We start from the raw sequence: 12,724 nt of genomic DNA, 5'->3' as shown, positions 1-12,724 counted from the left end.
GCCCTCGGAGGAGCGCCCTCCGCCGTTGCCGCGTGTCCGCGTTGCTCCCGTGGCCTTGGGGCAGGACGTGCGTGGTCTCTGGGGCACGGGTGTACTGTCCGCTCCGCCAGGGCGTGAAGTCCGGCTTGCGCCCCCGGTGCCCGGCCGGTTGTCGTTGCTGCGTGTGTCGGAGGGTGACCGGGTGCGGGCGGGGGATGTCCTCGCCCAGGTGGACACGGGGCCCGCCATCGCCGAACTCCAGCAGGCGGAGGCCGCGCTGCGCGAAGCCACTTCGGCGCTCGAGGCCGCGCAGGAGAAGCGTTCGCGTACCCTTTTCCTGGTCGAGCGTGGGGTCGCGGCCCGTCAGGACGCGGAGCAGGACCAGAGCGCGGAGGCCGCCGCACGTGCCGCCGAGGTGCGCGCCCGGAGTGCCTTGGAGTTGGCCCGGCGCGGCGTGGGGCGCACGTCGCTCCAGGCTCCCTTCGACGGGGTCGTGACGACGGTATGGGTGAGACAGGGCGAGATGGTGGATGGCTCGACGCCCGCCGTGGTCCAGATTTCGGCGACGGACCCGCTGGAGTTGCGCGTGTTCGTCACCCAGTCGCAAGCCGCGTCGGTCGCGCCCGGCCAACGCGCACGTCTCTTCGTCGACGGGCTTGCCGGAGTTCGTGAAGGTGAGGTCGCCGCGGTGGCGCCCTCCGTCGACTCGCAGAGTGGCAATGTGCTGGTCCGTCTGCGTTTCGCCAACCCGAGCGGGGACCTGCGCCTGGGCGCGGCCGCGCGAGCCCACATCGTCCTGGAGGACCTGGGCCCGGCGCTGAGTGTGCCGTCCTCCGCGCTGCTTCCCCTTGGGGATGGCGGTGTTGGCGTCGCCCGGGTCGAGGAAGGGCGGGTCCACACGGTGCCCGTCCGCGTGGCGTCCGAGGACGAAGGACGGGCCATCATCGCGGGACCGCTCACGGTGGGGGAATCCGTAGTCGTGGAGGGAGGCTATTCCCTGCCGGATGATGCTGGCGTGGAGGTCGTCCGGTGACGTGGCTGGCGCTGCTTCGCCGCAACGCGCCTGGAGTGGTGGTGTTGCTGTCGGCCCTGACGCTCGCGGGCGCGCTCGGCGCAACCCGGCTCCCTGGCGGGCTCTACCCGGAGGTGTCCTTCCCTCGCATCGTCGTCGCGGCGACGTTGAACGGAGCCAGCGCGCAGACGATGCAGCTCTCCGTGACGCGCCCGGTGGAGGAGGGACTGTCCACGGTCCTTGGCGTGCGGCGGGTTCGTTCCCGGGCCATCCGCGCGGCTTCTGAGACCTCCCTCTGGTTCGACTCGCGCACGGACATGGACCGGGCCTTGGGGCTCGTCAACGCCCGGCTCGCGGAGGTGCGGGCCTCGCTGCCGCCCGACGTGACGCTTGCCGCCGAGCGGCTGACGCCATCCTCCTTCCCCATCCAGACCCTTGCCGTCACGGGAACAGCGGACCCGGCCCGGCTGCGCGACTTCGCCCTGCGGACGCTGAGCCCTGGACTGGCGGGCCTCGCGGGCGTGGGACGTGTGGACGTGCTCGGGGGCGACGTGCGCGAGCTGACCATCGCCGTCGACGCGCGGCAACTGGAGCAGGAGAAGATGGATCTGCCCGCGCTGTCGACCAGCGTCGGCAGCGCGCTCATGCTCGAACCGGTGGGCCGGGTGGACGTCCGTTACCAGCAGGCGTTGGTGGTGCTGGAGGGACCGGTGGAGTCCCCGGACCTGCTGTCGACGCTCGTGGTGGGGGGCACGCCCGAGGCGCCGGTGCGCCTGGGAGATGTCGCGCGAGTCGAGGAGGGGCATGCGGACCGGCTCACACGGACCTATGCGAACGGCCAACCCGCGGTGCTCGTCAACGTGGGCCGCAGTCCGCGCGCGGATGCCGTCACCCTGGCGCGGGAGATTCACGCGCGGGTGGAGGAGGTGAGGACCCGGTTGCCCCCGGGCATCGATGTCGCGCTCTCCTATGACCAAGCGGGGTTCATCGCCCGGTCCGTGTCCCACGTGCGTGACGAGGTCATCCTGGGGGGGCTGCTCACGCTCACGGTGGTCGGGCTCTTCCTGCGCTCCTGGCGGGCCATGGCGGCCACGGCCGTGGTGCTCCCCGCCACCCTGGCGATGACCATCGGCGCGCTCTGGCTCGTGGGGGGGACGCTGAACCTCATGTCGCTGGGCGGACTGGCGGTCGCCATCGGGTTGGTGGTGGACGACGCCGTGGTCGTGGTGGAAGCGGTGTACCGCCGGGTGTCGGCGGGGACGGAGCGGTGGACGGCGACCGCGGAGGCGCTGCGCGAAATCGCCTGGCCCGTCACCAACTCCACGCTCACCACGGTCGTCGTCTTCGCGCCGCTGTCGTTGTTGCCCGGCGTGTCCGGCCAGTTCTTCTCCGCGCTCGCGTTCACGCTATGCGCCGCGGTGCTGTTCTCCCTGTTGCTGGCCGTCACGTTGACCCCGCTGCTGTGCGGCTGGTTGCTCGTCGCGCGAGGCGCCTCGCACGCGCCGGCGCCCTCCGTCCCGAAGCGCCTGCGCGAGCAGTGGAGCCAGCGTCCGGGGCTGCTCGTCGCCGGGGTGGGGCTCATCACCCTGCTGCTGGCGATGGTGGGCCGGGGCGTGGGGACCGGCTTCCTCCCGGAGCTGGATGAGGGCGCTTTCGTCGTGGACTACTTCACGCCGACGGGTACCTCGGTCGCGGAGGCAGACCGGCTGGGTCGGACGCTGGAAGAAGTGGTGGCCGCGATTCCCGAAGTCGTGGGCACCAGCCGGCGTCTGGGCGCGGAGCTGGGGCCTCCGGCGGCCACGGAATCGTCACGCGGTGACTTGACCGTGTCGCTGGCTCCCCATCGGAAGCGCCCTGGGCCGGACATCATCGAAGAGACGCGCCTTCGTGCGGAATCCGCCCTCCCGGGTGTCCGCCTGGAGTTCGTCGAGCTGCTGCAGGACGTGCTCTCCGACCTGGAGGGCGCGCCGGACCCCGTCGAGGTGATGCTGCTGGGACAGGATGTCCAGGTGCTGCGGGACTTCGGGCCGCGCGTGGCCGAGCGGCTCCAAGGCATCCGCGGCCTCACGGACCTGTTCGACGGTGTCGCGGGATGCACGCCCGAGGCCCACCTGGAAGTGGACCTCGTCCAAGCGGGCCGCTTGGGCTTCACGGCGCGGGACGTGGCGACACAGGTCCGCACCGCGTTGCTGGGGGAAGTCGTGGGAGCCATCCCACGCGAGGGGCGGCAGGTGGACGTGCGCGTGCGGCTGCACGACGCCGACCGCCTGGACCCCCAGGTGCTCCAGCATCTGCGGTTGCGGACCGCTTCAGGGCTGGTTGTTCCATTGATGCAGGTGGTGCGACTGCATCAGCGGTGTGAGCCGGCGGAGCTGTTGTCCGACAACTTGCGTCCATTGGTGGCCGTGACAGGGCGCCTGGCATCTCGAGACCTGGGCGGTGTCACCGCGGATGTCCAGGCGCGGCTCGCGACATTGACGCCGCCCGTGGGCGTGGAGGTGCGGCTGGGGGGCCAGCGCGAGAGTCAGCGCGAGTCCTTCCGAGCCATGGTGCTCGTCTTGTTGCTGGCGACGCTGGGCGTCTTCCTGGTGCTGACCTTCCACTTCCGTGGCGTCGTGCTCCCGCTGCTCATCCTGGGCGCGGTCCCCATGGCCCTCTCCGCGGGCGTCGCGTGCCTGCGGCTCACGGGCACGCCGCTCAACATCTCCTCGTTGATGGGATGCATCCTGCTCGTGGGGCTCGTGGTGAAGAACGGCATCCTCCTGCTCGACCGGGCGGAGGAGGGCCGCGCCGAGGGACTGCCCACTCGCGAGGCCATCATGAGCGCCACCGCCGTGCGCCTGCGTCCCATTCTCATGACGACGCTGGCGACGTTGCTGGGGCTTGTTCCACTCGCACTCGGGTTGGGTGAAGGGGGCGAGTTGCAACGCCCGCTGGCCATCACCGTGCTGGGAGGATTGTCCCTCTCCACCGTCCTGGTGCTGGTGGGGCTGCCGGCAGCGTATGTGCTGGTGCGTCGTTCATCGACTCCTTCACGATGATGAAGGCGCGATGAGCAGTCTCTCATGGACCATCCTCCGACGTATGCCTGGTTGATGGCACAGTCTGTCCAACTCCTAATGAGCTTCAGGGAGTGACGTTAAGGGCGAGGCTGTTGAGTTCGTGAGCAGGACTTCTCATGGCATGGCAGCCTCGCCATCTCTCCACCGAGCAGAAGCAGGAGCGACGATTTCTTCAGCCGCGCGTTCTCCTTCTCCAACTCCTTGAGCCGCGTCGCGTCGCCTGCCTCCATGCCGCCGAACTTCTGCCGCCACCGGTAGAGCGTCTGCTCGGCGACGCCGTGCTTCCGGGCCACCTCCACCACGCTGGCCCCTGGCGCCTCCGCCTCCCTCAGGATGCGGACCATCTGCTCCTCGGTAAACCTGCTCTTCCTCACGACCGACCTACCTCCTGGCCGCGAGGACTCTCTCACGCTTCAACTGGTCCGAAAATTGGGGAGCAGACCACTCGGAATCACCAATTAGGCGTGCGCATTGGGTTTGCCTTGGTTGAGTGAGGCCCACACGACGGCGCCGCAAATGAGAGCACCGCCTAGTAGCGTCCGTGTGCTAGGCACTTCTCTGAGTATGAGCCACGCGAGCAAGATTCCGTAGACCGACTCCAGGCTGAACACCACGCTAGTCGTCCTTGCTCGTAGATGTCGTAGGCTTGCCACCACAAGGCCTTGTCCTAGCGCGGTAAACACCACTCCCAGGATGGAGAGCAGTATCAGGTCGCGACCTGTAAGCGTACCTTCCCACTGCAGGGCGAGGGGCAGCGAGCATAGTGCGGCAAAGCCCTGCTGATAGAGAGAGATGCTGATGGTGGAGTATTTATGGGTATAGGAGCGACTTAGGAGCGACAGTACGGCAAAGGTGAATGCGGAGAGAATTCCCCACAGCAGTCCCTGAGTCAGATGGTTGCTGAAATCGAAGCTCGGCGTCACGAGCACCAAGCCCACTGTCACGGTAGTTGCCGTGACGACGTCGCGACGGTGTAGACGTTCGCTGAAGATGATGGGTTCGAGGATGGTGGTGAATAGAGGGAATGTTGAGAACGCCAGTAGGCCGATGGCTACGGTGGATACTTGGATTGAGAGAAAAAATGTAAACCAGTGGGCGGCTAGGATTGCACCTGAAAGGGCTAGGGCTCCCAGGTCCTTGAATCCATGTAGGCGGAGGTTTGTTTGGGTCAGTATGGCAGCAATCAGGAGCGCCAGGCATCCGAATGTTGTGCGGCCTGAGACGAGTGCCATGGGACTGATTGTGAGGAGTTTGGCAAAGAGGCCCGCGCCGCCCGCGAGTAATACGGCAATGTGGATTTGAAGGAGCCCGTGGTGATGGTTGGTGTGGGGTTTCTGCATGGTGTTTTCTTGGTGGTTGATATGCTTGGATGGCTCTGTGTTTTGGATGTGATAGGGGCTGGAGTGGTGCCAGTTGTTGATGTGGACGTGGCGGCGCTGTGTTCCGCGCGGTCCCGTCCGCTGCGGCTCTCGAGTTGACGTGGCTCGCGAGTTTGCCAAGGGCTGTTCTGGCTAGAGCCTCGAAGCACTCCCCAGTGCTTGAATGAATTCTTCGGCCAAGCAGACTGTCACTGCTGCAGACGCTGGGTCCTGCAGTCGTTGTTCTTGGGTGTGAGTCGCGAACAGTGACTTCTAGAGCCTGGGGCGTTCTGTAGGGGCGGTTGGCGGCTACCTCCCCTCTAGAGGAGATAGGCGTCAGTCTGGATGGATGCAGAGGGGCGAAAGTGCTGTGCTGGCAATGCGCATGGTTGCCAACGTCCTTGCGGTCAAGGCGGGCGGCACTGTGAGTACTGCCGGGGCAGACGAGACTTCGAGCGCGAACCCGCGTCCAAGTAGCAGGGGAAGTCTTGAGCTGAAAGGGGGCGGAGATTTGTCTCTACTCGCTGATGAAGAAGAGCAGTCACTGGGGTGAACGTGTCTCTTGACGGGTCATCTGTCCAATATATTGTAGGGTCTAGGGCTATCTGTTCTGGATCTACCATGGAATTAAGGCATATCCGATATTTCTTGGCGGTCGCAGAGGAGCGAAACTTCACGCGAGCGGCCGCTCGCGTGGGGATCGGTCAGCCGCCGCTCAGCCAGCAGATTCGTGACCTTGAAGAAGAAGTGGGTACCCCGCTTTTTCGCCGAATGTCGCATGGTGCGGAGTTGACCGAGGCGGGCAGGGCCTTTCATGCGGCAGTGCGCTCCCTTCCCGTGCAGGTGGCCGTGGCTATCCGGGAGGCACAACGTGCTGGACGTGGCGAAACAGGGGTGCTCCGCATTGGCTTCACGAGTTCAGCGGCGATTAATCCTGTCGTTCCAGGAGCAATTCGGGCATTTCGCCACCGTTATCCCGAGGTCGAGCTGACCCTTAATGAGAATAAAAGCGCGTCTCTTGGGGCCTCACTACACGAGGGGAGTCTCGAACTCGCGTTTATGCGCCCCTCTGGAATCGACACGGTTGAGATGAACGTAGTTTCATGGCCCGATGAGCCGATGGTTGTTGCGCTTCCGGCTGGACACCCCGCGTTGCCCATGGCGGCCTCGGGCCCTGTGGCCCTCGCAAGCTTGCGTGAGGAGCTATTCATCCTCACGCCGAGAATGAACGGCCCAGATTTGTTTGACGCCGCAGTGAGGGCTTGCGCTGCGGCTGGCTTCGAGCTGCGCGTGGGACAATCCGCACCGCAAATCGCATCGGTCCTTTCGCTCGTCGCAACTGGCCAGGGGGTTTCAATCGTCCCGGCGTCAATGCGTCAACTTGCCCTGGAGGGCGTCAGCTACCGAGATATCAGCGACGCACGGCCGGTTGCACGACTTGCTCTTGTTTACCCAAAATCCAGCCGTTCGGCCCTTGTTCATAACTTCTTGGAGATTGCTCGGCGGGATGTGCAATAGGTTCTCTGTTTGTCTCGTCTCTCATGTCTTGATTTGTGATTGACAAGGCGACTGGCGATAGTCGCGCCAGGATGTCGCTCACTCGCATTGACGCGCTGCCGAATAGGGCTTTGACGCACGTATGCCGCAGCGACCGAATTCTGGGTAGGCACAGGGCACGGAGGTCGCGGGAGCGCTCGACTCTCTGCCGTCTGAGGGGCGACGGCCCATTCGCCGTGGCCGGTCCCTGCCACCCTCACCCGCCACGGAGCAACACCGGCATGGAGGCGGCCGCCCGCACGGCCGCCGCCTCAACTCCATCTGGCCTGTCGTCTTCACTTCGGGGCCTGCCCATATTCACCTGCGTTCTTCACACCCATGGGGGAGGGCGCGATGGCCAGGAAGATGAAGGCGGTGCAGGTGAAGCAGGCGAAGGGCCCGCTCGAAGTCGTGGGGCGGGATGTCCTCGAGCCTGGCTCCGGACAGGTGCTCATCGCCGTGGACGCGTGTGGCGTCTGCCACAGCGATGCGATTACCAAGGAGGGGTGGATGCCCGTTCAGTACCCGCGGGTGCCCGGCCATGAAGTGGTGGGCCGTATCGATAATGTGGGGCCCGGGGTGACGGCGTGGAAGGCGGGCCAGCACGTGGGCGTGGGCTGGCACGGGGGCCACTGCGGCCAGTGCCCCGCGTGCCGCGTGGGCGACTTCGTCACCTGTGACTTCCAGCAGATCTGCGGCATCAGCTACGACGGCGGCTACGCCGAATACATGCTCGCGCCCCAGGAGGCCCTGGCCCGAGTCCCGGACGGTATGAAGTCCGAGGACGCCGCGCCGCTCTTGTGCGCGGGCGTGACGACGTTCAACTCCCTGCGGAACATGGGCGCGAAGCCGGGCTCCCTGGTGGCGGTGCAAGGCATTGGCGGCCTGGGGCACCTGGCCATCCAGTTCGCGCGCAAGTTGGGCTACCGCACCGTGGCCATCTCGCGCGGGGCGGACAAGCGGAAGCTGGCGACGGAGCTGGGCGCCCATGAATACATCGACACGGAGAAGGGCGAGGTGGGCAAGGCGCTCCAGGCCCTGGGCGGCGCGCGCGTCATCATGATGACCGCGTCGAGCAACAGCCTGGTGGCGGACATGATTGGCGGCCTGGGCCGCGACGGCGTCCTGCTCTTACTGGGCGCGGGCGCGGAGCCTATTCCCGTCACCAGCCAGCAACTCATCATGAAGCGCCAGCGCGTCCAGGGCTGGCCCAGCGGCATTCCCCAGGACTCGCAGGACACCATGGACTTCAGCGCGCTCACGGGTGTGCGCTCCCAGAATGAGGTGTTTCCCCTGGAGCGCGCTGGCGAGGCCTTCGAGCGAATGATGAGCAACCACGCCCGCTTCCGAGTGGTGCTCAAGATGCGATGAGCAGTGCACTCGCTCCTCATGTTGGCTGTCAGCGCGGGCGTGTCCTCGGACTGTCTTCTCGGTCCGGAATCCAATTCGAGGGCACTGGCCCCGTGTGGAGAAGAGCAGCGCGGCGGGGGTAGCGCTGTGCCGGTCGAGAAGCGCGGCCGAGACAGTCTGAGAGCCGTCTCTGAGAGTCTGTGCCGCGCAACGAAATCGTGAGTACCCAGTAAAGGCTAACCGCGCTTCGCTCTCTCGGTTAACAGGTCGCCCGATTCGTCATTCTGAAAGAGGGAAACGACGCAACCCTGGAAGGTGTGACATCGAAAGCCCGGGATTGTCAGAATCGGATGCCCTTGATGGTTAACAAAGCTGTTAACCACGTCCAGGTGGCCCCGTGGCCCATCGCGGCCGGTCCGGCCAGCGTCCACGGCCTCCCCGGGCGGTGTCGAGCCGGCCGCGCCAGGTTGCCGCTGCCCCAACTCGCGGCTGCATGTTGCGTGGCCCAGCGAACTCGGGCCACGGACCGGCGGCGTGGAGTCCCCCTTCATCGCCCAGAGGGCGGGGGCCTCCGAGCCGTGCCTCCACGCGCGGCGCTACGGGGACGACGCAATCCTGTTCTCGCGCCTGCGCTCCTCGTAGTCGGGCCAGCCGAAGTGGCCTTCGTGCTCCTCGACACCCAGCTCCGCGGTGGCCGAGGCGCGCAGGGCCTCGAACTGGCCGCTGTCCCGCATCTCGAGCAGCGTCGCGACGAGCATCTTCCCCAAGTGCTCCTCGAGTTGCGCGTGCGCCTCGGGCGTGCCCCAGGTCCCATCCTCGCGGGCCGCGAGTTTCGCGCCATCGAGGCCCACCAGGGACGGCCTGTGCTCCTTCACGTCGGCCCAGCGCGGGACGAGGAGCTCCGCGAAGCCGAAATGGGTCATCGCGTCGCCACGTCCCGGCTCGGCCGCCGGGTCGAGGTCGAAGCTCACGTTCAGCGTCCCGTTGTCGGTGGAGTACTGGAGTTCCAGTCGCTGGAGCGGCCGTGCGTCCTGGACCCGGGCGAAGTCCTTTACTGCCTTGGCGAGGAACTTCGCGACGCGCTGGCGCTCCTTGCCCAAGTCCAACGGGGCGACCTTCTTCTTCGGGGGAATCTCGACATAATACGAGGCGCGGAAGGCACCCTCGGTGCCCTCCCACGGAGCCAGGGCGATGAAGGCCTCGGTCTCGTGGCCCTTCGCGTTCTTCAACACCAGGTCACACCAATACGTCGGTTGCGGGTGCAGGCGCTGCGTGCGGAAGATGGACCACCGGGGCTGCACGAAGGGCTTCAGCGTCGCGCTCGTGACTTGAAAGCCGCTCTTGCCGAGTCCCCGGATGAAGCTGTCGTTCTGGCGGGGAGGGCCGGCCTCGGGAAAGTCGGGATGCTCGTGCGCCCGCAGGCCGGACCAGTCACAGGCATCGAACAGCTCGCGCCAGCGGTTCACGAATGCGACCGCGCCCGGGGGAGGAGAGGACGTCATGCGGCAGCTATACCTCAACGGCCGCGCGGCTTGGGCTCCTCCTCGTCGTCCGGGTACATGTCTTCCGGGTTCGTCTCGTCATCCGTATACATGTCCTCAGGCTGGGCCCCCGGATCCTCGACGCGCTCATGACGCAGCGACCGAATTTGGGGTAGGCACAGGGGAGCACGGTCATCCTCCAGATTGGAGGAAAGGCGGGGACGAGTGCCGACTACAATGCGTGGAACGACTCGCTGGACAAAGCCATCACCTGGAACACGACACGCTTCCAGAAGTTGTATCCCAGCCTGATGCTGCTGTCGGGCGTGGACAACGACTCTCTCTCCACCGCGAATGCGCTACTCCAGAAGTTCAACAGCTACTCGCACGTCAAGTCCCTCCAGCCATTTGTCGATGTGGCCGGGTACGAGAAGAAGCTGGCCGAACTGCTCAATCCTTTCGGGGAGTGGGTGAGCGAACCAGCCAGTACCCAGGAGACCGGATGAGGCGTCGCCGGCTCTTGCGCGCGTACTGCAACTCGAAGCCGAGGGGGGCGACAAGCTCCTCCTCCCGTGAACCTGGCTGTGGGGGCATGACACGACGTGCACCGTGCTCCAGTGCCTTCGGCGCACACCTCCAGATTCCAGCCAGCACGAAGGTGGGGCATCACGCGTTTGGGAGTCGCCCAGAACATGGCGCTGTTGGGGCGCCCTGCGCCGGCGCTGCGTCACTCGGATAGAGGCCGGGGCAATTCCGAATCCTGTGTAGTTGGTTCGGAGGGGCCCAGGGAGGAAGGCACTGCGGAGGTATCCAGCAGCAGTGGTATCTGGGGCTGAGCTCATCAGGGACATGTCGCGGTAGCGGCGATCATTCCAGACGCTGGTGACTTCAATGACGATGGCGGTGATGAGGCGCAGCGCACTGGCGCGGTCCGGTACGGCGCCGACAGCGCGGATGCGACGCTTCACCTCGCCGTGGAGTTGCTCCAGGCCATGGATTTGTGAAGGCGCTTCCAGGGGGGCTGGGGAAGGCAAAGAAGTAAGTGACGGCGGCGAAGCCCTCACGCAGACACTCCATGGCCTCGACACCTGGCGGCCCAGGCCGGTTTGGAACGCCTCCTGGTGCTTTTGAGCCTCCTGGAGGCTGGGAGTCCGAAGGGGGGCTGACGTCTCCGTACCGAGCCGGCCCCGCAGCCGCCAGGGGGCTTTGGCGAGGGCGTTCCGGTGAGGTGCGCCGTGAAGCGCAGCAACTGAGCTTCTGATTAACATCCGTCGTGCCACAGCGGCCAGCCCCGCGTGCTCATCGGCGATGACGAGTCGGATGCCCGTCAGTCCCGCTTGAGCAGCAGGTGCAGCAGTCCCAGACAGGAACTCCACCGACTCGCTGCCCCAGTGGATGTCCAGCAGGTGTCGGTGCCTGTCCTCGTCCTCGCCGTAAGCCACCAGGGTAGAGACATTCGTGAAGTTGCCCCGGTTCCTCAGAGCGTTTCGCGCTTTCGCCCTCAAGCGGCAGCGCGGTGCTTCTTCTCGTAACCAGCGGGTGACTCGTAGTCGAGCGCGGAGTGGCGCCTGAGCGGGTTATACCAGCCTTCGATGAAGCGGAAGACGGCCATCCGCGCCTCGGCGTGAGACGTGAAACGGCGGCGTGCGAGCAGTTCGCACTCGAGTGTGGCGAAGAAGCTCTCACACATCGCGTTGTCGTACGCGTCGCCAACGCTGCCCATGGAGGGCCGCACGCCGGCTTCCTTGCACCGAAGCCCGAAGCCAATCGAGGTGTACTGCGTCCCTTGGTCGCTGTGGTGCACGACGCTCTGGGGCTGACGCTGCTCCACAGCCATGTCGAGTGCCTGCACGACGAGCTGCGTTTTGAGGTGGCCAGCCATTGCCCAGCCGACGACTTTGCGGCTCCAGGCGTCGAGCACAACGGCGAGGTAGAGGAAGCCGGCGTGCGTCGGGATGTACGTGATGTCAGCAACCCAGAGCTGGTCGGGTCCAGGGGCCACGAATTTGCGGTCGACCAGGTCGGGAGCAGGGCGTACGCGCTCGTCGCGCGTCGTTGTGACACACCACCTGCGGCGACTGACGCCTTCGAGGCGAGCTGCCCGCATGAGACGGGCGACACGCTTACGGCCGATGTGCACGCCCTCCGCCGCGAGCTCGGCGTGGATGCGCGGCACGCCGTAGGTGCCGTCGCTCATCGCGTGGATGGCGCGAATGCGCTCGCTGAGGCCCGCGTCAGCGACCGCGCGCTTCGAGGGCAGGCGCGTCCGCCACGCGTGGTAGCCGCTCTCGGACACCTCCAAGACACGGCAGAGCGTCGTGATGCAGTGGACGGCCTGGTTTGCCTTCACGAGTCGGTACGCCGCCTGGGCGTCGCCACGGACTCCTGCGCGAACCAGGCCGCAGCTTTTTTAGGATGTCGCGCTCCTCGCGCAGCACCCGCACCTCGCGCCGCAGCCGCTCGAGTTCGGCTCGCTCCTCCGAGGCGGCACTGCTCGCCCTGGGTGCTGGCCTGCTCTCGCCGTTGCTGCTGGGGGCGCCACTGCAGCTCTCCTCCAACTGCTTCTTCCAGTTGCGGATGCTCTGCTCGGTGCAACCGAATTCTCTTGCGAGACTCTTGCCGGACCGGCCGGCCTTCAGCAGCTCGACGACCCGCTCACGGAACTCCGGCGGGTATGGGGGGCGTGACTTCGGCATCGTGGAACCCTTTTCGCACAGCGGGGGGGACTCCACGAAACCGGGGCAACTTCACTCGGCACCGTGCGCGTCTCGCTCACTCGCCTTGACGCACTGCCGAATGTGGCCTTGACGCACCCATGACGCAGCGACCGGATTTGGATAGGCACAGGTGCTGCGGTTTGGGGTCCACTATTCGCACTAATATGAGCGCGAACAAGTCGACAAATGAGGATTGACAGCGCGGCCAGCGTCAGCGGAGAACCCGGCG

The 12,724-nt window shown here is 66.0% G+C and carries 8 protein-coding genes and 2 pseudogenes; 5 read left to right on the top strand and 5 right to left on the bottom strand.

The window, feature by feature from the left end; genetic code table 11:
* The first annotated feature begins 67 nt into the window (after positions 1–67).
* Together OZ403_RS32425 and OZ403_RS32420 are read left to right on the top strand one after the other, a co-directional pair.
* Positions 68–1,012 (top strand): efflux RND transporter periplasmic adaptor subunit, encoded by a 945-nt coding sequence (locus OZ403_RS32425; protein ID WP_268782567.1) that lies wholly within the window; start codon positions 68–70, stop codon positions 1,010–1,012.
* Positions 1,009–4,032: an efflux RND transporter permease subunit gene (locus OZ403_RS32420; protein WP_268782566.1), complete on the top strand. Its 3,024-nt coding sequence runs from the start codon at positions 1,009–1,011 to the stop codon at positions 4,030–4,032. The genes OZ403_RS32425 and OZ403_RS32420 overlap by 4 nt, the downstream gene beginning before the upstream one ends.
* A gap of 188 nt (positions 4,033–4,220) precedes the next feature.
* Here the strand turns inward: OZ403_RS32420 and OZ403_RS32415 are convergent.
* Together OZ403_RS32415 and OZ403_RS32410 are read right to left on the bottom strand one after the other, a co-directional pair.
* Positions 4,221–4,427 (bottom strand): annotated as a pseudogene (locus tag OZ403_RS32415) (transposase); the annotation flags it as partial.
* 84 nt (positions 4,428–4,511) lie between these two features.
* Positions 4,512–5,393 carry a DMT family transporter gene (locus OZ403_RS32410; protein ID WP_268782565.1) on the bottom strand — a complete coding sequence of 294 codons (882 nt, stop codon included), beginning with the start codon at positions 5,391–5,393 and terminating at the stop codon, positions 4,512–4,514.
* Positions 5,394–6,032: 639 nt separating this feature from the next.
* Here OZ403_RS32410 and OZ403_RS32405 point away from each other — a divergent pair.
* A complete protein-coding gene (locus OZ403_RS32405; protein ID WP_268782564.1) occupies positions 6,033–6,929 on the top strand; it encodes a LysR family transcriptional regulator in 897 nt (298 codons plus the stop codon).
* Positions 6,930–7,301: 372 nt separating this feature from the next.
* Positions 7,302–8,318: an alcohol dehydrogenase gene (locus tag OZ403_RS32400; protein ID WP_140795115.1), complete on the top strand. Its 1,017-nt coding sequence runs from the start codon at positions 7,302–7,304 to the stop codon at positions 8,316–8,318.
* A gap of 575 nt (positions 8,319–8,893) precedes the next feature.
* On the opposite strand, the gene OZ403_RS32395 is transcribed toward OZ403_RS32400, so the two are convergent.
* Positions 8,894–9,799 (bottom strand): hypothetical protein, encoded by a 906-nt coding sequence (locus OZ403_RS32395; RefSeq protein ID WP_140856990.1) that lies wholly within the window; start codon positions 9,797–9,799, stop codon positions 8,894–8,896.
* A gap of 290 nt (positions 9,800–10,089) precedes the next feature.
* Here OZ403_RS32395 and OZ403_RS32390 point away from each other — a divergent pair, with 290 nt between their 5' ends.
* Positions 10,090–10,284, top strand: coding sequence for a hypothetical protein (locus OZ403_RS32390; protein ID WP_237080712.1), 195 nt, complete (start codon positions 10,090–10,092; stop codon positions 10,282–10,284).
* 423 nt (positions 10,285–10,707) lie between these two features.
* On the opposite strand, the pseudogene OZ403_RS39850 reads toward OZ403_RS32390, so the two are convergent.
* Positions 10,708–11,220: pseudogene (locus OZ403_RS39850) on the bottom strand (transposase); the annotation flags it as partial.
* 59 nt (positions 11,221–11,279) lie between these two features.
* Positions 11,280–12,474, bottom strand: a protein-coding gene (locus OZ403_RS32385) for an IS3 family transposase (RefSeq protein ID WP_268782563.1) whose coding sequence is annotated in 2 segments (ribosomal slippage) — positions 11,280–12,183 and positions 12,182–12,474 — 1,197 coding nt in all. Because the reading frame shifts where the segments join, the coding sequence is not laid out codon by codon here.
* Between the last annotated feature and the right edge of the window lie 250 nt (positions 12,475–12,724).

Origin of the sequence: Myxococcus sp. NMCA1 (assembly GCF_026810205.1) — a bacterium.
Taxonomy (GTDB): domain Bacteria; phylum Myxococcota; class Myxococcia; order Myxococcales; family Myxococcaceae; genus Myxococcus; species Myxococcus xanthus_A.
This window is presented reverse-complemented; position numbering and strand designations above follow the sequence as displayed.